Annotated in this window: 1 protein-coding gene (cut by a window edge); it reads left to right on the top strand. The window is 75.2% G+C overall.

Translation table 11 applies throughout. From position 1 onward, the window contains the following. Positions 1-24,222 carry the 3' portion of an EndoU domain-containing protein gene (locus ACW14Y_RS07945; RefSeq protein WP_456986348.1) on the top strand. Its footprint begins 6,795 nt before the window's first position, so only the last 24,222 of its 31,017 coding nucleotides appear in the window; its start codon lies beyond the left edge, outside the window; it ends in the stop codon at positions 24,220-24,222.

The following is a 24,222-nucleotide window of genomic DNA, read 5'->3' as shown; positions in this document are numbered from 1 at the left end:
CGCCCGGCGACGGTGGCCCGGCCGACCGCGAACCCGGTGGAGGGCGACGCGGTCAGCCCGTCCCTGCGGCCCGACGCGGGCCGGGGCCTGCCGCCGCAGTGGACGCGGGAGGAGATGATCCACGCGGCCGCCCGCGGCCAGCAGATCGGATCCGAGCGGCGGGTCGGGGCCGAGCTGGTCCAGCAGGTGCGCTACGGCGACGTCCTGATCACCGTGACACGGGACTGGGACAACTACCGGATCATCGACTTCCGGGCCGCGGACGGGCACACCCCGCCGCCCCAGGGCTCCCGTCCGCTGCCCCCGCGCGGTTCCGGGGCGCTGCCCGCCACGGACGGCGAGGTCCCGCTGCTGCACGCGCCGCACGCCGGTGGCGCGGACGCCCCGGTCCTCCCGCAGGCGCACCCGAACTCCGACGTCCCCGCGCCGGCCGCCGCTCCCGTCGCCGCGGCGCAGGCCGTGCTGACCGCGCAGGCCGGCCCGGCCCGGAGCAACCCCTGGCACCCCACCGCGACGGACGGCAGTCTGCGGGACGGCCCGCGCCGCCCGCCGGCCCTCCAGGACGGCGAGCGGCAGGAGACCCTGCCCAACGGCACCGTCCGCGTGTTCGAGGCGCGGCTGGACCCCGCGGTCGGGCCGGGCGCGCCGGTGGCGGCCTTCCCCTCGCGCTGGAGCCGCTCGCTGCTCGACCCCGGCACCGTGTACTACCCGAAGGCCTGGACCGAGGCGCACCTCCGCGAGCAGGTCACCGAGGCGCTCGGGAACACGCAGTTCACCCGGGTGGAGAACGGCCTCACGTTCAAGCTGGGCCGCGCCGACGACGTGTGGATCGAGGGCATGTACCTCGCGGACGGCAGCCTCATGGGCCACCGCCCGTCCCCGCACCAGTCGTCCCGGGACCCGAGGTACGACCTCGGCCCGGCGGCGACCGTCGGCCGGGGCGAGGAGGTCGACCTGGCCGGCTTCGGGCCGGTCCGGGTCCGCCGCGAGCTGACGGCCGACGGCTCCGAGGTCGTCCGGCTCACCGCCCGGGTCCGGATCACCGGCACCGAGGGCGTCGCCCAGCCCGACGTCGTGCGCGCCCAGACGGCGCTGCACCGGGCGGCCGGCCGGCTGCTGGCGGGCCACCAGGACGGCGGCGCCCGGATCGAGCTCGGGCTGCGGTTCACCCGGGACGCCGACGCCACCGAGATCCGGTTCGTCCCCGGCGAGGGCTTCGCGCTCCGGGAGGCCGTGCCCCGGCTGCACGAGGTGGCGACCGGCGCCGGACCGGCCCCGGTGCTGGCCGCCGCGCGGGAGCAGGCACCGCCGCCGCCGCACACCGTGTCCGGCGAGACGATGCTGGACGGGGCGCGGCAGCTCTTCGACCGGGTCGCGTGGGAGCGCCCGACCGAGGGCCGCAACCTGCCCCGCGAGTGGACGCCCGACGAGGCCCGCTACGCCGCGAGCGTGGTCGCGCGCTCCGCGTTCCGGGCCCAGGCCGGTCCGGTGCCGCCCGGCGGCACCACCGCGCCCACGCTGCGTCACGGCGAGTTCGCCGGGGTGCGGCTGACGGTGCGGGTGGAGAACGACCGGATCACCGACTTCTGGGGTCAGCCGGACCAGCGGGTCCCGGACCAGCTGGCCACGCCCACGGCCGAGCGGCGCCGGGTGCTCGGGACCCGTGAGGTCGTCCCGCCGGTGGACCTCTTCGAGCGCTCGCTGGAGGAGCGGCGGCTCCAGCGGTTCTCGGTGAGCCGGATCAGGCTCGCCGACGGTGACACCGAGTCACTGGTGACGGTCAAGGTGTATCTGGACACGTCTGACCTGGACATGACGAAGCGGGCCACCAAGGAGAGCCTCCGGGTGCTGTCCAGGAACGTCCGCGCCAGGACGGCGGAGATGTACGACCTCGGCCAGCGGCTGCCGGGCGGAGACCGGCTGCGGGTGCGGATGGAGTTCGTGAAGAACCCCGGCGCCGCCCACCACATCGTGGAGGTCCACCCCACCCAGCCCCGGCCGAACGCCCTCAACTGGGGCCTCGACACCCCGGGCAAGACCGTCGTCCACGAACTCGGCCACCTGCTCGGGCTGCCGGACGAGTACCGCGAACTCTCCCGCCCCGGCCGGGTCCGCCCCGTCCACGAGGACGGCGGGCTGATGGGCGCCCCCGTCCGCGACCGCTTCGACCGGGTCACGCTCGACATGGACAACCGGCCGGGCACCCGGGTCGACGAGGACCCGCGGCCCGTCCTGAAGGCGCGCAACCTGCGGCAGCTGGGCGGCGTCATCGACAGCGCCTTCGGCACCGACCGCGGCCCGGGCCGCGACGGCACCCGCCCGCCCCGGCCCCGGGTGAGCGAGGACGTCCGGCGCACCGCGCTGTTCGGCGACGGCCGCGACGGCGGCCACCTGTTCCCGCCGCCCGGCTCCGACCGGCCGCGGCCGACCCGGGTCCCCGGCTCCGAGCACCGCAACGGCACCTTCCGGGTGCGCGACGACGGCCCGGCCGCCGGGCCGACGACCGGTCAGCACCGGCTGGCCGGCGACCTCGCCACCACGCCGGCCCCCCGGCCCGCCGACCGCCACCGCACCATGTTCCCCGAGCACTGGTCGTCCGACGACGCCGTGTACGCGGCCGAGCAGGCGTACCAGCACGCGCTGCGCCGCGGCCCGGAGGCGTTCACCGACCTCGCCGGCGGCGTCCGGACGTTCACCGGCGAGTACGGCGGCGTGCGGATCGAGGGGCGGGTCGAGAACCGGACCGAGATCCGGACGGCGAACCCGGAGGAGAACCGGCCCGGCGGCCCGGTCGAGGTGGCGGAGATCCTCTCCTTCCGCCCGTCCGACGACCAGGGCGGGCTCGGCCCGGCCCCGCACCTGCCCTGGCACCCCTTCCCGGACGCCTTCGGGCAGCGGGTCGTGGACCTGGTCCGCTACGGCGACCGGCAGACTCTCGCCGGCTTCCACCACCAGCCGGCCCAGGACCGCCCCCAGGACGGGCAGTTCTCCAAGGTCGAGGTGGCCGGCTTCCGGCGGGGCGTCAAGATCGGGATGCGCTCCTTCAACTCCAACCCCAACGGGACCTACCGGGCCACCGCCTGGTTCCTCGACCCGCTCATCGCCCCGAAGGCGAACCTGGCGCAGTTCCCCTCCCGCTGGTTCCGGCCCGCCGACCACCCGGGGCGGATGTTCTACCCGGCGCACTGGCAGGCCGGCCACGTCCTGGAGGCCGTCCAGCACGCGTACGAGAACCGGAACGTCGCCCACGACCGCGTCGTCGACGGCGCCACCCACTGGACCGGCACCGGAAACGGCGTCCGGATCGAGGGCATCACCCGGGACGGCCGCCACCTCACCCACCGCCCGGCGGACGTCCAGCCCGACGCCAAGGTGCGGGGCAGGTCCGCCCCGCTCACCGAGCCCGCGGCACCCGGCACCGGCCGCCGCCCGGCCGTCGTCGCCGACGTGACCGCGATCGAGCTGCCCGCCGGCGCGGCCGACGAACTGCGGGCCGGTGCCGGCCGCGGCCTGCCCGAGGAGTGGACGGCGCCGGAGCGGCTCTACGCCGCCTACGCGGGACGGCAGCTGGAGCCCGCGACCGCGCTCGACGACGGCGGCTCCAGCGTCCGGGTGCGGTTCGCCGGCGTCGAGATCACCGTGGTGCGCGACGCGAGCAGCCGGATCGTCGACTTCACGGTCGCGGACGGCCACACCCCGCCGCCCCAGCGGGCCGTGCCGGTCCCCGAGCGCGGCACCCGGCAGTCGGCCGCGCGGCCCGTCGAGGCCGAGCCGCTGCCGCACTTCCCCGGCTCCGACGAGGGCTCCGAGCAGGACCTCGGCTCGCCGGGCGGCCACCGCCGCTCCGACGAGGACGAGGACATGGAGTCGTCCCCGGACACGGACGACGAGACCTCCTCCCGGGCCGACACCCTGGACCTGATCTCCGACGACGAGTCGATGGACTGGGAGGACGGCTCCGACGACGGCTCCGACGCCGGTTCCGGCCGCCGCTCCGAGGACATGGACGCGGACGAGTACGCCGACCTGCTGATGGACCTGGACGAGGTCCTCGCGGTGCGGCCCGTCCGACCGGCGCACGAGGCGCCCCTGCCGGACCTCGGCTTCGCCGCCCTCCTCGACCCGGTCGAGGTCACCGCGCCCGCCGACCCGGCGCGCCACACCAGCACCGTCACCCCGCTGCGCCGCTTCCAGGCCGCCCGCGGCTTCCTGCTGGACGGCTCGCCGGCGGTCGAGGTCGTGGTGCGGATCCACCTCGACACCACGGCGCTGCCGGCCGGCCAGGACCACACCGGGGCGCTCGACGGCCTGCGCGACCGCGCCCGGCGCGGCGTCGACGAGTACTACAACACCGGCCACCGGCTGCCCGAGGGCGACGCCCTGGTGGTCCGGCTGGAGTTCACCGACGACCCCGCCACGGCGCACCACCGGGTCCGGGTCGAGGACGGGGACGTCCGCGAGCACTCCGGCCTCTGGAGCCTGCACACGGGCGGCGCCGTCCTCGCCCACGAGGTCGGCCACCTCTTCGGCCTGCCCGACGAGTACCGCGAGCGGCGCCTCCGCGAGGTGTCGCTGGACGGGAACGGCAACCCCGTGGTGGCCTCCCAGGAGATCCGCCCCCGCGCGGTGTACACCGACGCCGGACTGATGGCCGGCTCCCTGGCCGGCCAGGGCCGGGCCCGGGTCGACCAGGACGCCGGCATCCACACCGACGACACCCCGATGGGCTTCGCCGTCCAGCCGCGCAACCTGCGGGAGCTGGGGGCGGTGATCGAGCAGGCGCTCGGTCCGGTGGTCCAGGAGCCGAACGCGCACGACCTGCCGCGTCGGGCGACGTTCGACCTGGACGCCCGGCAGACCTCGCTGTTCGGCGGGACGCGGAACCCGGGCGGGCACCTGCTGCCGCCGGCCGGTTCGGACCGCCCGGCGCCCGAGCGGGTGGTGCGGGTGGAGCGCAACGGCGTCGTCGTCGCCGACTTCCCCTCCGACGCGGCGCTGCCGCCGTCCCGGCGGGTGGCGACCTCCTCCGCCGCCGGCGACCTGTCGAACTCCGGCGACCTGCTGGGCGTCGGGTCGGTGTACCGCCGGATGTTCCCGCGCAACTGGACCAGTGAGGACGCGGTGTACGCGGCCGAGCAGGCCTACCTGCACGCGCTGGGCACCGACCAGGTGGTCCCGCTGGGCGGCGCCCGCCGCCGCTGGACCGGCGAGTACGCCGGGGTCCGGATCGAGGGCGAGGTCCACGGCGACCGTTTCCTGTCCTTCCGTCCCGCCGACGCCCAGCCCGACACCGACCCGCCCCGGAACGCCCCGCACCGACTCACCCCCGACGAGCCGACCCAGGGCTTCGGCGCCTTCGGCCAGCGCGCCGAGGACATCGCCCGCTACGGCGACCGGCAGCACCTCACCGGCCTGCACCACGAACTGAACCCCGGACACGTCACCGATCCGGCCAACACCCTCCGGGCCCACGGCGTCCGGGTCGTCGAGACCAGCGCGCCGATCCACAACGGCACCTACCGGGCCCGGGTCGCCTTCCTCGACCCGACCGTCGCCCCGAACTCCCCGCTCGCCGACTTCCCGACCCGCTGGCGCTTCCGCGACAGCGCCGACGGCGGCAGCGGGCGCACCATGTACCCGCGGACCTGGTCGTCGTCGGACCTGCTGACCCGGGTCGACGAGGCGCACGACAGTGTCCCGGCCGAGCGCCGGGTCCATCTCGACGACGGCCGGACGTACTACTGGACCGGCGAGGCCGACGGCGTCCGGATCGAGGGACTCTCCCGCGACGGCGCCCACCTGGCCCACCGCCCGACCGACACCCAGCCGATGACCGACTGGAACCAGCGACGGGTGCTGCGCACCTCCGAGGACACCGGGACCTGGATGGGCGACCGCCCGCTGTCCGTCGCCCGGGTGCTGTTCGACTCCGGGCAGGAGGGCCTGCGGATCACCGTGCCCGTGCGCACCGTCGTCGAGGGCCCGGTGACGCCCGAGTACCGGGCGTTCGCCGAGGAGCAGGTCCAGCAGCGGGTGAACGACTACGTCCGGGACCGGACGCTGGAGACGGCGGGCCCGGACGGGGTGCCGCCGCGGCTGGTCGCCGTCGTCCTCGACTTCACCCCCGGACGTCCGGACGTGTTCTCCGGCGTGCTGGTGCGCCCCGGCTCGGCGTCGGACGTGTCGGACGTCCTGGGCCCGCTCGCCTTCCAGGGCCAGGACCAGGTGTTCAACGCGATCGTCGCCGCCCTGGACGGCCTCGCCGCCCCGCACGCCGACCTGGTCGCCCAGCAGGGCGCCCCCCGCGTCCCGGCCGACCTGCGCGAGCCCGGCCCGCTGCGGCCCGGCGAGCACCGGCCCGCCGAGGTGGCCGGCTGGGACCAGCAGACCGCGCGGCAACTGCGCAACCTGGACGCCCGGTTCAGCCAGGAGGCGCTGGCCGCCGAGCCGCGGAACCTGCCCGTCACCCACAGCCTGCCCCGGGAGTGGACGGCCCTCGACGCGCGGTGGATCGCCGTCCAGATCCTGAACGCGCACGACAGCCGGTTCGGCTCGACCGTGACCGACGTCCTCCACGGCTCCTACGGCGACGTCCGCCTCGCGGTCCACGTCGAGGACGGGCAGATCGTCCTGGTCACCGGTGTCGGCGACCAGCGGGACCTGCCGCAGCTGCACGTCCCGCCGCTCGGCGCGGACGCCGCGGTCCAGCCCGCTCCCGCCCCCGTCGCGCAGCGCCGGGCCGTCTCCGCCTGGCAGTCGGCCGACCTGGACGGGACGGTGACCGGCACCCCGCGCCGCCCCCCGGCCGCCGCCCCCGGTGAGATGCGGGTGACCCTGCCCAACGGCACCGTCCGGGTCTTCGCGGCCCACCTCGACCCCGCGGTCGCCCACGGCGCCCCGGCCACGCAGTTCCCCTCCCGCTGGCACCGCTCCGCGCTCGACCCCGGGACGGTGTACTACCCGGAGCACTGGAGCGAGGCGCAGCTCACCGCGCACGTCACCACCGCGCTCGACCACCCGCTCCTCACCCGCCAGGAGGCCGACGGCTCCCGGGTCGTGCTCGGCCGGGCCGACGGGGTGTGGATCGAGGGCCGGTTCGGACCGGACGGCGAGCTCTACTACCACCGCCCCGCCCCGCACCAGAGCTTCGACAACCCGGACTACCAGGACCCCGCCTCGACGACGGCCCACCGGGGCACCGAGGTGCGGCCGACCGGCCTCGGGCCGGTCCGGGTCCGCCGCGACCTCATGTTCGACGGCTCCGAGGTCCTCCGGGTCACCGCCCGGGTCCGGCTGGTCGGCGGCGAGCACGCCACTCCCGCCGACCTGCGGCAGGCCGAGACGACGCTGCGGCAGGCCGCCGCGGAGTACCTGGAGGGCCACCAGCCCGCCAGTGGCACCCCGTTGGACCTCCGGCTGGAGTTCACCCGGGACCGCGACGCCACCGAGGTCCGGCTCGTCCCCGGCCAGGACCCCACGATCGAACAGGCCCTGCCGAGGCTGCACCGGGCGGCCGGCACCGACCGGCTGGCCGAGGTGCTGGCCTCGGAGCGGCAGCCGCAGGCGCCGTCGGCCCCGGACACGGTCTCCGGCGAGACGATGCTCGACGGCCGGCGGCGGCTCTTCACGGCCGCCGTGTGGGACCGCCCGACCGAGGGCCGCAACCTGCCCCGCGAGTGGACCCCCGACGAGGCCCGCTACGCCGCCAGCGTGGTCGCCGGCGCGGCGCACCGTGTCCCGGCCGGCCCGGTGCCGCCCGGCGGTACCACCGCGCCCGAACTGGTCCACGGCAGCTTCGCCGGGGTCCGGCTGACGGTGCGGGTGGAGAACGGCCGGATCAGCGACTTCTGGGGCCAGCCGGACCAGCGGATGCCCGACCAGCTGACCAGGCGCGGCCCCGAGCGGATCCAGGTGCTCGGGAGCCGCGAGGTCCACCCTCCGACGGACCGGCTCGAACTGTCGATGGAGGCCCGGGACGCGCAGCGGTTCGCGGTGAGCCGGATCCGGTTCGCCGACGGTGACACCGAATCGCTGGTGACCGTCCGGGTGCACCTGGACACCAGCGCGCTGGACCTGGCCGACCCCGCCACCGCGCGCGGCCTCGGCGACCTGGTCGACCGGGCCCGCGCCGGGATGGCGGCCACCTACGGCGGCACCCAGCGGTTGCCCGGCGGCGACCGGCTGCGGGTCAGGGTCGAGTTCGTGAACGACCCCGGTGCCGCGCACCACACCGTGGCCGTCCACCCGGTCCAGGACCGGGAGGACCACCACAACTGGGGCCTGGACACCCGGGTCGAGGTGATCGTCCACGAGATGGGCCACACGCTCGGACTGCCGGACGAGTACCGCGAGGGGTCCTACGAGGGCCGGGTCCGCCCGGTCCACGAGGACGGCGGACTGATGGGCTCCTTCTCGCGCGACCGCTTCCACCGGCCCATGGTCGACAACGACAACCTGCCCGACCCGCTGGGCCGCAGCGACCGGCAGCCCGTCCTGAAGGCGCGCAACCTGCGGCAGCTCGGCGCCGTGATCGACCTCGCCTTCGGCGCCGACCGGGGACCGAGCCCCGACGGCGTCCACCCGCCGCGGCCCCGGGTGAACGAGGACGCCCGGCGCACCGCGCTGTACGGCGACCTGGACGGGACCGGCGGCCGGCGACTGTCGAGCGGCGGCCGCGACGGCGGAGGCCACCTCGTCCCGCCGCCCGGTTCGGACCGGCCGCGGCCGACCCGGATCCCGGACTCCGAGAACCGCAACGGCACCTTCCGGGTCTACGGCGGCCCGGCCGACGGCGCCGCGACCGGCCAGCACCGGCTGGCCGGCGACCTCGCGGCCGCCCCGGCCGGGCGCGACCGGGGCCGCACCGTGTTCCCGGAGCACTGGACCGGCGACGACGCGGTGTACGCGGCGGAGCAGGCGTACCAGCACGCGCTGCGGCGCGGCGGCGACGCGATCACCGAACTCGGCCCGGTCTCCTGGGCGTTCACCGGCGAGTACGGCGGCGTGCGGGTCGAGGGCCGGGTCGACGTCCGGACCGAGCAGCGGCCCGGCGGCCCGGTCGAGGTGGCGGAGATCGTCTCCTTCCGCCCGTCCGAGGACCAGAGCGGCCTCGGCGCCGCCGCGCACCTGCCCTGGCACCCCTTCCCGGACGGCTTCGGCCAGCGGGTCGAGGACCTGGTGCGCTACGGCGACCGGCACGCCATGACCGGCGTCCACCACCAGCCGCCGGAGCCGCCCGAGCACCGGCCGGGCGAGCCGTCCGCCGTGGAGCGGGCCGGCCAGCGCCGGGGGATCCGGATCGGCGCCCCCTTCGCCGACCACCCCAACGGGACCTACCGGGCTCCCGTGTGGTTCCTCGACCCCCTGGTGTCGCCGGACGCCTGGATGACGGACTTCCCCTCCCGTTGGCACATGCGGGCGGACCACCCGACCAACACCTTCTACCCCAGGGACTGGCCGGTCGTCACGGTCCTGGAGGCGGTCCGGACGGCGTACGAGAACCGGACCGACACCCACCTGGTGAACGGCGCCCAGCACTGGACCGGCGAGGCCGACGGCGTCCGGATCGAGGGCATCACCCGGGACGGCCGGCACCTCGTGCACCGCCCGGCGGACGAGCAGCCCGGCGTCGTCCTGCCGCCGGACGCGTACCGCTCCGCCCCGCTCACCGAGCCCGCGGCTCCCGCCACCGGCCGCCGCCCGGCCACCACCGACCCGACGGCGCCCGTCGCGGTGTCCGCCGACCGGGTCTCCCCGAACCTGAGCGGCACCGCCGGCCGGGGCCTGCCCCGGGAGTGGACGGCGGCGGAACGCCTCTACGCGGCCCACCACGGGCGCCCGATCGGGACCGAGGAGCCGGTCGCGGACGGCTTCCGGAGCCTGGTGCGGTTCGCCGGGGTCGAGATCACGGTGCTGCGCGACGTGGACTACCGGATCGTCGACTTCTCGGTCGCCGACGGCCACACCCCGCCGCGCCAGACCTCCCCCGCGGTGCCCGAGCGCGGCCCGGTCCGTCCGGCCGGCCCGGGCGACGCGGCACCGCCGCTGTTGTTCGCGCCGCGCTCCGCCGGTTCGGACGGCGGTTCCCTGCCCACCACTCCGGGCGGCGACGGCAACGCCCTGCCCAGGACGCCCGGCCACGACGGGGACTCCCGGCCCACCACCCCGGGCGACGACGGCAACGCCCTTCCCAGGACGCCGGGTTGGCCCACCACCCCGGGTGGGCCCAGCACGCCGGGCCGGGACGAGTCCGGCCTGCCCACCACCCCGGGCCGGCCCGAGGACATGGACCTGGACCAGGACCTGTACCGGGACTCCGACGAGGAGATGGGCTACTACACCGACTCCACGCTCGACTTCCTGTCCGACCACGACATGGAGTCGGTCCACGGCTCCGACTCCGACCGCCGCTCCATGGACACGGACTCGCGCCGGGGCACCGACACCGACACCGACGGCGGCGCCGACCGGGTCCGCCCCGCGCACCGGGCCCCGGCACCGGACCTGCGGATCGCCCAGGTCCTCCGGACGGCCGAGGTCGAGGCACCCGCCGACCGGGCCCTGCACAGCAGCACCGCCACCCACCTGCGCGGCTTCCGGGCCGGCCGCGCCGTCCTGGTGGACGGCTCGCCGGCGGTCGAGGTCCTGGTGCGGGTCCACCTCGACACCACGGGGCTGCCGGCCGGCCAGGACCACACCGAGCCGCTGGCGGACCTGCGCGCCCGCGCCCGGCGCAGCGTCGACGACTACTACAACACCGGCCACCGACTGCCCGACGGCGATCTCATGGTGGTGCGGCTGGAGTTCACCGACGACCCCGACGCGGCGCACCACCGGGTCGAGGTCCTGGCCCCGGAGCCGGGGACGCCGATCCGCGAGCACTCCGGCCTCTGGGGTCTGGACACGAACGGCACCGTCCTGGCCCACGAGCTGGGCCACCTGCTCGGCCTGCCCGACGAGTACCGCGAGCGGCGCCTGCACGAGGCGACCGTCGACCAGGACGGCAACCGCGAGGTCGTGGAGCAGGGGATCCGGCCCCGGCCCTCGTACACCGACGCCGGACTGATGGGCGGCACCCACGCCGGCAACAACCGGGTCCGCTTCGACCAGGACGCCGGGATCCTCACCGACGGCACCGACATCCGCTTCGCCCTCCAGCCGCGCAATCTGCGGGAGCTGGGGGCGGTGATCGAGCAGGCGCTCGGTCCGGTGCGGGCGCTGCCGAACGTGCACGAGCTGCCGCGTCGGGCGTCGTTCGACCTGGACGCCCGGCAGACCTCGCTGTTCGGCGGGACGCGGAACCCGGGCGGGCACCTGCTGCCGCCGGCCGGTTCGGACCGCCCGGCGCCGGAGCGCGTCGTGCGGGTGGAGCGCAACGGCGTCGTCGTCGCCGAGTTCTCCTCGGACGCGGCGCTGCCGCCGTCCCGGCGGGTGGCGACCTCCGCCGGTGACCTGCTGGGAGCCGGCGACCCGCTGACCACCGCCGGCCCGGCGCAGCGCCGGATGTTCCCGCGCAACTGGACCAGTGAGGACGCGGTGTACGCGGCCGAGCAGGCGTACCTGCACGCGCTGGGCGCCGATCAGGTGGTCCCGCTGGGCGGCGCCCGCCGCCGCTGGACCGGCGAGTACGCGGGCGTGCGGATCGAGGGCGAGGTCCGGGGCGACCGTTTCCTGTCCTTCCGCCCCGCCGACAGCCAGCCCGACACCGACCCGCCCCTGAACGCCCCGCACCGGCCCGACCCGCCGGCCCTCACCGGCCACGACCCGGCCCGGAGCCAGAACCCGGCCCAGGGCTTCGGCGCTTTCGGCCAGCGCGCCGAGGACATCGCCCGCTACGGCGACCGGCAGCACCTCACCGGCCTGCACCACGAACTCGCCCCGGACCTGTCCGGCCGCGAGAACGCGCTCCGGGCCCACGGCGCCCGGGTCGTCGAGACCACGGCCCCGGCCCACAACGGCACCTACCGGGCCCGGGTCGCCTTCCTCGACCCGACCGTCGCCCCGAACTCCCCGCTCGCCGACTTCCCGACCCGCTGGCGGGTCCGGGACTCCGACGACGGCCTGCGCACCATGTACCCGCGGACCTGGTCCTCGTCGGACCTGCTGACCCGCGTCGACGAGGCGCACGACGGCGTCCCGGCCGAGCGCCGGGTCTACCTGGACGACGGCCGGACGTACTACTGGACCGGCGAGGCCGACGGCGTCCGGATCGAGGGACTCTCCCGCGACGGCGCCCACCTGGCCCACCGCCCGACCGAGGACCAGCCGACCGCGCCGCTCCGGGCCTGGGACGACCGCCGGGTGCGCCACACCGTCCGCGGCGAGGACGTCGAGCTCGACGGTCGCACCCTCACCGTCTCCCGGGTGCTGTTCGACTCCGGCCAGCTCGGCCTGGAGGTCACCCTCCGCGTCCAGGTGTCCACCGAGGGCGGACTGACCCGCCGTGAGCAGCAGGCCGCCGAGGGCGAACTCCAGCGCCGGGTGGACGCCTACGTCCGCGAGCGGGTCCGCGACACCGCGGACCCGGACGGCCTGCCGGAGACGCTGGTCGCCGTCCGTCTCGACTTCGCCGACGAGCACCGGGACCCCTACGCCCGGGTGATCGTCGACCGCGACTCGCTGCCCGACCCGGAGGACCTGGCGCTGGTCGACACCGCCGAGAACCTCCAGCACCTCCTCGGCCCGCTGGCCCACTTCGACGGCGCGGACGTGTTCCACGACACGGCCGTCCGGCTGGAGGAGCGGGCACCCACCCGGGTCGACCTCCTCACCGACCTGCGTGCCACCGAGGGCACCCCCCGCGTCCCCGCCGACCTGCGCGAACCCGGCCCGCTGCGGCCGGGCGAGCAGCGGCCCGCCGTGACCGCCGGCGCCGACCGGGAAACGCAACGGGCCGTGGAGGCGATGGACTTCCGGTTCACCCGGCGGGCGGTCGACCTCGACCCGCACACCTTCCCCGCCGACCGGAGCCTGCCCCGCGAGTGGACCGCCCGCGACGCGCGCTGGGCCGTCACCCGGCTCGTCGAGCAGCACCAGGTCGGCCCGCGGGAGACCAGCGTCGTCATCGGCGACTTCCGCGGCGTCCTGCTGGAGGTCTCCGTCGTGAACGGCCGGATCACCGGCTACCGGGGCATCGGCGACCAGCGGGAACTGCCGCAGCTGCACGTCCCGGCGCTCGGCGAGCAGGCCCCCTCCCACACCTCCGCTCCCGTCCCCACCGCTCCCGCCGCCCTGCCGCACCTCGCGCCGCCGGACGGCCACCCCCTGCTGGACGCCGTCGCGGACGCCTCGCCCGAACTCGTCGGCGCCCTGCTGGGGCACCACGGCCTCCCCCCGGCCACCGGGCGGCCCGAGTTGCGCCGACTGATGACCACCGAGGTGGCCGAGTTCCTCCAGCGGACCCGGCCCGCGGACCTGCCCGTGGAGGCCCTGGCCGCCTTCCGCCCCCACCTGGCGCCGAGCATGGACACCGCCCTGGAGCTGCACGCCCTGCGGCACGACCTGGCGGCCTCCGACGGCACCCACGACGCCGGGCTCGGCGGAGCGCTCGCCCCGCTGCTGGCCCACGCCCTGCACATCCGGCTGGAGGTGACCGACCAGCAGGGGAACACCTCGCTCCACGGCCCCGACAGCGAGACCGTCGTCCGGATCACCGACGAGCACCCGGACCGGGACACCGAGGGCCAGGACACCGAGATGCAGTCCCAGCGGGAGTCCTCCCCGGCCGGGACCGACCACGGCGACGACCTCACCATGCTGGTCGACCCCGCCGAGACCGAGCTCGCCCACATCACCGGGGCCCGCGAGGTCCGGGCCCCCGCCGACGCCTTCGGCCGGTCCGTCTCGGCCGCCCGCCTGCGCGGGTACGAGGCGCGGCGCGGCTTCCTGGAGGACGGCGAGCCCGCCACCGAGATCGTGGTGCGCATCCACATCCGCCGCGAGCAGGGCGAGATGGACAGCGACCTCGACAGCGAGGACGGCTACCTCTACGACGCCCCCGTGGAGCAGTTCACCGACGAGCAGATCGGGGAGGTGATCGAACGGACCTGGGAGGGCGTCAACGCGGCCTACAACACCGGCCACCGGCTCCCCAACGGCGACCTGCTGCGGGTCCGGCCCGAGTTCGTCGAGCACTCGGCCGACGTCAACCACCACGTCCACATCGTCGACCTCTTCAGCCGCCCGCTGCACGAGAACAACGAGACCTGGTCCCTCGAATCCACCCCGGACACCCTCGCCCACGAGATCGGCCACCTGCTCGGCCTCACCGACGAGTACCGCCGCCAGCAGCAGCGGCAGGCCGTCTACACCGACGCCGGGATGATGGGCTCCTACCGCGTCGAGCACGGCCGGATCTCCGCCGACCAGCTCGCCGGCATCGGCCCGCAGCGGGTCGAGGGCGTGCCGACCCTGGCCGCGCGCAACCTGCGCGAACTGGGCGCCGCCATCGACGAGGTGTTCGGCACCCAGCCGTCCCGGCTCACCCCCACCCTCCGGGCCCCCGACGGCCACCCGCTGCCGCCCCGGGCCGCGTTCGACCTGGACTCCCGGCAGACCTCCCTGTTCGGCGACCGCCGCACCGAGGGCGGCCACCTGCTCCCGGCACCCGGCTCCGACCGCCGCCGGCCCACCGGCATCGTCGAGCAGCACCCCAACGGCGTCCTGCACGTCGAGTACGGTGCGGCACCGGACGGCCCGCGCCGCACCGTCACCGAGGTCCGCACCAGCGCCTCCGCCGGGGACCTGCTCACCAGCGGGCCCGCGCCCGCCGCCGGGCCCACCCGACGGCGGCTGTTCCCGCGCAACTGGACCGAGGACGAAGCGGTCTACGCCGCCGAGCAGGCCTACCTCGACGCGCTGCGCCACAGCGCCGTCACCCCGGCCGGCCCCGGCCGGTACCGCTGGACCGGCGAGTACGCCGGGGTGCGGATCGAGGGCGAGATCCACGGCGAGGTCCAGGGCGACCGGTTCGCGTCCTTCCGGCCCGCCGACACCCAGCCGGACCCGCAGGGGCTGCCGGCCCCGGCCCACCGGGCCGACCCGTCGGCCGGCCCCCGCCGGGCCGCCCCCTGGGACGGCCTGTCCGACCTCGGCCCGCTGCCGCCGCGCGGCGAGGACCTCGACCACGCGCCCTCGCGGCCCACCGGCCTGCTCCGCTACGGGCAGCGGGCGCAGGACGTCTCCCGCTACGGCGACCGGCAGTCCCTCACCGGACTGCACCAGGAGTTCACCCCCACCGGGGAGGACGTGGACCTCGCCACCTGGCAGCGGCAGCGCGGCGTCGAGGTGATCGAGCGCGGCACCGTCCACCCCAACGGCACCTACCCCGCCCGGGTGCGGTTCCTGGACGCGACCGTCGCCCCCGACGCGCCGCTCGCGGAGTTCCGCAACCACTGGTTCGAACCCCGGGGCACCTCCGTCCGGACGATGTTCCCGCGCGCGTGGAGCCGGACGGACGTCCTGCAGGCGGTCGAGGCCGCGCACGCCCGGCCGTTGCACCAGGTCCGGATCGACGAGCGGACCTACCGCTGGATCGGCGAGGTCAACGGCGTCCGGATCGAGGGTCTCAGCCGCAACGGCCAGCACCTCGCGTACCGGCCCACCGGGATCCAGCCCGGCGCCCACACCGAGGTCTGGAACCGGCAGCAGGTGATCGCCACCGGCCCCACCCGGCCGGTCGCCGCCGGCACGGGGCAGATCCAGGTCCAGCGGGTGCTCTTCAACTCCGGACAGCAAGGCGTCGACATCGTCGTCCCGCTCCATGTCGGTCTGACCGGCGGGGTGACGGAACAGCAGGTCCGCGCCTTCACCGACCAGGTGACCCAGCAGGCCCAGCAGGTCTGGGGCCAGGCCAACGCGGGCCGGCAGCCGTGGCTGGTCAACGTCACCGTGGTGCCGACGGCCGGGCCCGCGGGAGCCTTCCGCAGCATCGGCGCGCAGGAGGCCGCCGGCATCTCCGCCCCGGCGCTGCTGGGCGGCCTGCTGCCCGGGTACGGCTGGAACGGGGCCGGCAGCCCGCTGCGGCAGCTGTTCGACCTGGCCGGTCCGGTCAGCACCTTCTCCGACCGGGTCCTGCCGACCGGCGGCCCCGAGGCGCTGCGCGAGCCCGGCCCGCGCCGGCCGGGGGAGCAGTTCTCGCCCGCCGTCCCGCAGTTCGAGGTCCGCACGCTCCGACCGGAGTTCACCGAGGACGCCTGGCGGGACCCGCGCGGCCGCAACCTGCCGCGCGAGTGGTCGGCCGACGACATCCGCTCCGCGGCCGGCACGGTGCTCGACCACACCCGGCGGACCACCGGGCAGCAGCCGCCGGCCGACGGCGTCGTGACCGGCACCGCCGGCGGCGTGACCGTGCACGTCCGGCGCGAGGGCGGCCGGATCGCCGAGGTCTGGGGCGAGCCGGGCCAGGAGCACTCGCGACAGCACTCCACCCCGGTCGGCGAGGGCGTCACCGTCCCGCTCAACACCGTCCGGCCGGACCAGGAGCCGGGCGGCTCGCAGCTGCTGCGCGCGCTCGTCGAGGACGACCCGCGGCTGCTGCGGCAGCTGTTCGGCGAGGAGGAGGGCGGGCGGCTCGCCGCCGACCCGGCCTCCGCCGAGCGGGCGCTGCGCCAGCTGGTCCAGCAGCGGTTCCGGGAGAACCCGGAGCTGGCGCGGGAGGCGCACGAGCTCTACACCGTCTGGGCCCGCCGGCTGGGGAACGAGCCGGCGGACTGGCAGCCCTTCGTCGAGGACCTCCAGCGGGAGATCACCGCCTGGCACGAGCAGGACGGGGGCGGCGCGATCGATCCGCGCGCCGTCCGCGACGCCTTCGCCGTGCTCACCGCCACCGCGCTGGACCTCCGGGTCGTGCTCGTGGACGTCGGCGACAACCGGGCCTCGCTGGCCGAGTTCGGTCCCGCGAACGGCCGCCGGACCGTGCTCGACCACACCGAGCAGGACGGCTACTCGACCGTCGCCGCCGCCGAGCGGCGGCACGAGCAGGAGCGGCTCGACCGGCAGCGGCGGGACGCCGAGGAGGAGCTGGAGCGGCAGCGGCGGGAAGCCGAGCAGGAGCTGACCGAGGAGGACCTGCAGCGGATCCGCACGAACGCCGCGGGCAAGGCCAAGGCCCCCACGACGGTCGACGAGAGCGACGGCGCCGCCAGTAGCGCTGTGCAGGAGAACCCCGTCCACGGCAAGCGGGCGGCCGACGACGACGACATGCCCGAGATCCGCCGGCGGATCAAGGCGATGGAGGACGCCGAGGCCGCGAAGGAGGCGGAGACGAAGGGGGAGAGCTCGGGCAGCAAGCCGTCGAAGCCCCCGGTCAAGGACCAGGAGGAGCCCCCGCCCCCGCCCAAGACGGAGGAGGAGTCGAAGGTCGCGTCCAAGAGCGAGATCGAGGAGGAGCCCGCGGTCCTGCCCAAGAAGGAGGAGGAGCCGAAAGCCCAGTCCAAGAGCGAGATCGAGGAGCTGCCCCCGCTCCCGCCGAAGGTCGAGCCCACCGTGGTGGCGTCCTCGTCCAGGACCGACGAGCCGGCGCCGCGGCAGCCGCCGCGGACCGTCACCGAGTCCGGCGTGCTCTCCGGCTCGCACATGGTGACCGGCATCGGCGAGCCCAGCAGCGTGCTGGTCGTGAACGTCGCCGCGCGGATCGCCGAGGTCCTCCCCGAGGGGACCGCCAACCGGCAGGCCCTGGCCAGGACGCTCGCGGAGACCCTCTTCAGCGACTCCGCCCTGCGCGCCCAGGTGTCCGCCCTCTCCCGGGGAGAGGTCGTGCACATCCCGGTCGGGACCGACGCCCGGCAGGGCACCGTCACCGTCCGCGGCGAGGTCGCGGACCTGGTGCACCGGGCGAAGGACAAGGCGAAGGAGAAGTTCGAGTACGAGGGCGGCAGCGACCGCGTCGTGACGCTCGGCACCACCACGGGCGGCCGCAAGCGGCTCGGGCTCGGGCTGCAGGGGCGGCTCGACTTCTTCAAGCTGTTCCGGGTCCAGGGCTCCGGCGGCGTCCAGGGCGACCTGATGTCCTGGGAGGGCCTGACCACCCGGGCGCGGTTCTTCTCGCGCTCCAAGACCACCGAGCGGACCGAGATGTTCGACGGCCACCTGCGCCTGGAGGTCGGCTACCAGCCGGCCGGCCGGCGGGGGACCGAGGACCTGTCGCTCCGACTGGACCCGGCGGCCGCGAACGTCGTCACGACGCCGATCGAGGTCGGCATCCCGCAGCGCGAGACCCGGGCCTCCGCCGACGACCTCGACCCCGCGCACCTCGCCTGGCCGGACACCTTCGACCAGGCCCGCCGGACCCAGCCGCGGCTGCACCTGTCCCACGTCATGCTGGACGTCCACGCCGAGGGCCCGCCGCGGCTGCGCGTCACGCCGCGCGAGGACGCGGACGGCAACGTGGAGATGCAGCCCGTGAACACCCCGCCCGGCCGGCCGCTGCCGCGGCAGGTCATGGCGGGCGTGGTCGACCTCCTCGCCGGGAACGACGAGGTCAGGGACGCGCTCGGGAGCAACCGCAGGTCGCTGTCCGACCGGCTCGTGGCGGAGTTCGGCTACCAGCGCCTCCAGCAGGACTTCAAGGGCATGACCAACGGCGAGTCCGTCGTCCTCCGGATCCCCGGCAGCGATGTCCGGATCGAGGTGAAGGCCGCCAACCGCGAACTGAACGTCCTGGCCCTCACCAAGGAGACCGAGTTCAACACCGGCGCGGGCGATGTGGTCACCAGGATCCGGCGGAAGGTCGTGAGCGGGCTCCGGCAGCTCCAGGGCGGCGGCCGGCTCGGCCTCGACGACCGCAATGTCAGCGCTTCCTACGGCGGCCGGAAGGGCTCGGACTCGATCCACATCTCCGGCCGGACGCTGGAGACCGCGGTCACCACCAAGACCAAGGAGCCCGGCGCGATCCTCGACGGCCACGGCTACCTGGAGGTCGTGGTCCACAAGGGCGACCGGCGGCTCGGCGACCCCGTCGAGATCCCGGTCGGGTTCCGCACGGTGATGCCGCAGTCGGACCTCGTGACGCGGCCGCAGCACGATGAGGCCACGGCCGCCGCCGCGGTGGCCAGGCTCGTCGAGAACCGCCTGCCGGAGTCCACGGTCGTCCGCGACATCGGCTCCGTCGACGACTTGCGGACCAACCTGGAGACGGCCGGCAAGGAGTACTACGGGAGCCTCTGGCCGACCGTCCGGGACGAGGTGATGCAGCTCGTCACCCAGCCCGCGCTGGCGTCCCGGCTCAGCGCCATGACCCGCGGGGAGCAGTTCGAGCTGAACTCCTTCGACCAGAGCAAGGCGGGCGTCCTCAAGGACACCGTGCTGGGACGCAACCTCAAGGTGACCGTCACCGCGACGCTCGCGGATCCGCAGTACCTCAGGCAGAGCGCCAGCGCCGACCTCAGCCGGCAGAACGAGACCAGCACCTTCAGCTCGGAGCGCCGGCAGAGCGGGAAGCACAAGGTCAAGCAGGGCGGCGTCGCCTTCCCCGTGGTCGCCGACCAGCCCTACGGCAACACGGACCTCGGCTCGCAGGAGCGGACCCGGGTCGGCACCCGCGACTCCGCCGGGGACAAGCTCTACGCGAACAGCAAGATCCGCGACGCGCAGGACATCTTCGGCGGACGGGTGACGCTGACCGTGACCCTGGAGGGCAGGGGCGCCCCACGCCCCGTCGCAGGGGACTTCAGCACCGAGTTCAGCGTGCGCGCCCCGAAGGCCGAGCTGTCGCAGGAGCCGCACCTGCGGACCCACACCGTCCTGCCGCGCAACCAGCTCAGCGCCTCCTCGGTGGTCTCGTTCAAGGACCTGCCCGACGGGCGGAGCGGGGGCACCCAGGTGCTCACCGACGTCCGCGCCGCCCTGAAGAAGCGCTTCGCCGCGCGCGGGGGCGTCTCCCGGCAACTGGAGCGCGTCCTCGCCGAGGAGCTCGGGCCGAGGACACTCCAGGCCAACCTGTCCCAGCTCACCCGGGGCGGGGTGCTCAAGGTGCCGGTCGGGGGCCCCGGCTGGTCGGCCGAGGTGATCGTCCGGGCCCGGCTGAGGGAAGCCCCCGTGCTGCGCCGCGAGGTGAACGACGCCGAGATCGAGGTCGGTACGCAGAACCGGACCGGCCACGGCGTCTCGTACGACGAGCGGGAGCGCATCACCGGCACCGTCGGCCTGACCGGCAAGCCCGGTTCGGACGGCAAGAGCGTGCTGACGGTCGACTACTCCTACCGGCACGACTCGGCGACGGGCATCGCCCTGGAGACCGCAGGCAGTACCGTCAACCGGGCGAAGAACGTGTCGAGGGCCGCTGTGTCCGACGCCGATGTCAGGTTCGAGGTGGAGATCCGGGGCTGGACGGGCGGCCTGATCCCCAGCACGACGAAGCTCCGCGAGATCCGGGCGGAGGCGGAGGTCATCACCCCGCAGTACAGCCCGGTGGAGGCGCCCCGCGCCGTCCCGGACCGCATCTGGCAGACGCACCGGCTCGGGTCCTCCGACGTCGTCACCAACGTGTTCGTGCCGGAGGCCCGCGGCAACGGCGCGGCGTCGTCCCACGGGAGCACCGGATCGGTGTCCTCCGACCGGAACTCCGGCGCGGGGCACGCCAACGAGAACAGCACCGGCGGGAACAGCCTCGGCGTGGACAGCCTCGCCACGAACAACACCAGCACGAACACCATCGTCGCCAACAGCGCCCACGCGAACAGCGCCGGTGGGAACAGCGTCAACGGGAACACGGGCACCGGGACCCGCGACTTCGCCGAGGCCCTACTGCGCTCACCGGGCGACCCGGGGGAGTTCGGCGGACGGAACATCACCAAGTGGCTGGACGGCCTCGGCAGGTCCGGCCTCCGGCAGAAGCTCTACGACACCCTCACCCCGAACACCCTGCACGACCAGCTCAAGGCCATGATGTCGGGCCGCGAACTGGTGGTCTCCGACGGTGGTGTGACCGTCCGGATCGGCGCGTCCGTCCGCACGCTGACCCACACCGGCAGCACCACGACCACCGAGTTCAACACCGGCACGCAGACCGAGCACACCCACTCGGCCGCCGACGGTGCGACCGGCGGCGGGGCGGGCTCCGGCCACCAGCTGCGCGCCACGCTGGGCGTCAACGGCGGTGCCTGGTACGCGGGCGGGGCGCTGACCGGCTCCACCGGCCACGACACCCAGGAGACCTGGTCCAACCGCGCGGGCTCCGGCAACACCACCAAGGTGAAGCCCAAGAACGCGAGCATCTTCAGCGGTGAGGCCGACCTGCACTTCCGGGTGGAGTGGAAGGAGGCGGTCGGCACCACGCCCCCGTTCGTGATGGCCACCAAGCACGCCTACTTCCGGCGGCCGCTCGGCATGGAGACGGTCATCGACATCGCCGAGACGAGGGCGCAGGCGCCGGTCGGCGCCACGCCCAACCCGGGCAACGTCTTCGACTCCGCGACCGCGCCGCGCGGCGCCGAGCTGCGCGGACTCACCGACCGCACGGCGCCGGACAACACCGTCCGGATCCCGCCGGACCGGGTGTGGACGCACGGGCTGGTCGACACGGACGTGGTGCGGACGGCCGACATGGGGCCGGACGCGCGGCAGCAACTGACCGCCGGGGCGAAGGAGTTCCTCGGCGCGGACGCCTGGGACCGGATCCGGGGCATGGTGGACCGGATGATCGACCCGGTGGCGCTGGCGAGCCGCCTCAGCACCCCGCTCACCCCGCACACCCCGCCCACCCCGCGCGCTCCGGGGGAGAACGCCGGCCAGGCCGCCGCGAAGCCGGAACCGACGCTCACCGACGGCCCGGGGAACTCCACTCTGCTGATCGGCCCGCCCGACCTGGCCGGCGGCGTCCGGGTGGAGGTGCGGGTGAAGGTCAAGCAGCTGGAGTTCGTCCGGACCGACGCGGAGTCGGAGTCCAACCCGACCAACACCACCTCGGTCACCGACGGCGCCAACACCCAGCGCACGGTCCAGGCGGCGCTGCGCTTCACCGGCGGCGCCAAGGGCGAGATCAACGAGCATGTCGGCGGCCGCGGCGGCGGCTACGCCGACGGCGCCTACCAGTACCGCACCGACCTCGCGACCGGCGAGGGCGGACAGGTCGTGAACAACGCCAAGATCAAGACCGACACCGCGCGGTACCGGGGCTTCGCCGAGGTGGAGGTGGTCTACCACAAGGACGGGAAGGTGCTTCCGCGCAAGGAGCTCATGGCGATCGAGATCGACATCCCCGTCGACAAGGTCAAGGGGAGCACCGACGTTCCGTCCGGCGGCTACCTGCGGTTCGACGAGGGCACGCCCGACGGTGAACTCCTGCTGCACGGCGCGCCGACCACGGCGGTGCGGTCGGTCGCGGACGCGCTGGGGCTGGACCCGGCCGCCCCGGCCGACCGCGCCCGGATCCTGGGCGTCGGCCACGTCGCCCGGGAACTGCTCGCCGGCTCCCTCACCACCGAGGGCGACCGGGCCGTGCGGTGGCTCAGGGGCCTGGACCGGATGCTCGTCCTCGCCGGGGACGAGTCCAACGGCGGGGCCTTCGAGCACCTCCGCCGGGTGCGGGACGGCCTGCCGGTCGCGGCGGAGGACCGGCGCCGGCTCCAGGGCCTGGCCGAGCAGTCCGGCGAGAACCCCGACCTGTCGGCGGCGGACCTCAACGGCCGCTGGAACGCCGAAGGCACGCACCGGCCCGGGGACCTGAGCCTGCGGGAGCCGTCGGCCGGCCCGGATCCGACGATCCGGCTGGCCGCCGACGCCCGCAGTACCGGCGAGATGAACAGGCTGCTGGAGAACGTCCGGCAGCGGGTCCTCGGTGCCGAGGGCGACGCGCCGCAGCGGATGGAGGTCACCCTGAACGTCCCGGCCGACCGGGCCACCAGGGAGGCCGACCGCCTGGAGCGGCGGCTGCGCGGGGTGCTCCGGACGACGCCGCGCGAGGTGGAGGTGGTCATCGTGACCACCACCGCCCAGGTGCGGCGTGCGGAGCCGATCGGGCCGGAGGCCGAGGCCCGGCCCGTGGGCGGCGTCCGGAGCTTCCGCGTCGGCCCGCCGTCGCGGGACGCGGGGGAGCAGGTGCAGCAGGAGCAGGTACAGGTTCAGCACGAGCAGGTGCAGCAGGTACAGGTACAGCACGAGCAGGTGCAGCAGGTAGAGCAGGTAGAGGTTCAGCAGGGGCAGGTGCAGCAGGTACAGGTGCAGCAGGTTGAGCAGGGGCAGGTGCAACAGGAGCACGTGCAGCAGGAGCAGACACAGGTGGAGCAGATTCCGCCGGTCGTCCAGGTCCCGTCCGGGCAGGTTCCGCTGCGGCAGACCCCGCCCCCGCCCCCGCCGCGTCGCGCGTCGGCAGAGGAGTTGCCGCACACCTCGGAGGACGAGCACCTGACCTCGGAGTCGGAGTCCGACACGTCGTCGCTGAACGGTTCGAACGACGACACGCCGGACCTGGGACCGGTCGCCGACGAGTGGATGCCCGGCTTCGGGGCATCGGCGTTGCGCAACCTTCCCCGGCCTTCGAACCAGTCGGCGGAGCCGCCGCGGAACCTCGGGGCGGACGAGTCGCGGCCGTTCGACAACCTGCAGGTCGCCGTCCCGGAGGGTCTGACGCACGAGCGGGAGGCGACCACCGACACCTGGTACACGGCTCGGCCCTACGAGGGTGCAGGGGAGTTCTACCTGCACCCGAACACCCGGGTGGGGAACGACTCGGACAACCTCTCGGTCGACTCGGACCTGTCGGCGCCGGCGCACGAGCGGGAGGCGACCACCGACACCTGGCAGACGGCTCGGTCCGACGTGGGCGCGGAAGAGTTCTATCTGCACCCGAACACCCGGGTGGGGAACGACTCGGACAACGACTCGGTCGACTCGGACCTGCTGGAGCCGGCGCACGAGCGGGAGACGACCAGCGGTACCTGGCAGACGGCTCGGCCGTACGAGGGGCCGGAGGAGTTCTATCGGCACCCGAACACCCGGGTGGGGAACGACTCGGACAACCTCTCGGTCGACTCGGACCTGCTGGACTCCGGGAGCGAGGTGTCCGAGGACTCCTGGGTGCACGTCCCGCCGCCGGTTCCGCCGGTCCAGCAGCCGGTCCCGCCGGTCCAGCAGCCGGTGCCGCCGCCGGGCCCGAACCCGCCGCTGCCGCCGAACGCGGCCGACGGGCCGCCGCGGATCGAGGAGCCGGAGCCCATGGAGAGCCTGGAGGACAGCGTCTTCAGCGCCCTGACCCAGCTGTTGGGCGGTGGTGGTGGGCAGCCGTGA

This window comes from Kitasatospora sp. cg17-2, assembly GCF_054031055.1.
Note: the sequence above shows the minus strand (reverse complement) of the source record. Positions and strands in the feature narration are given on the sequence as shown.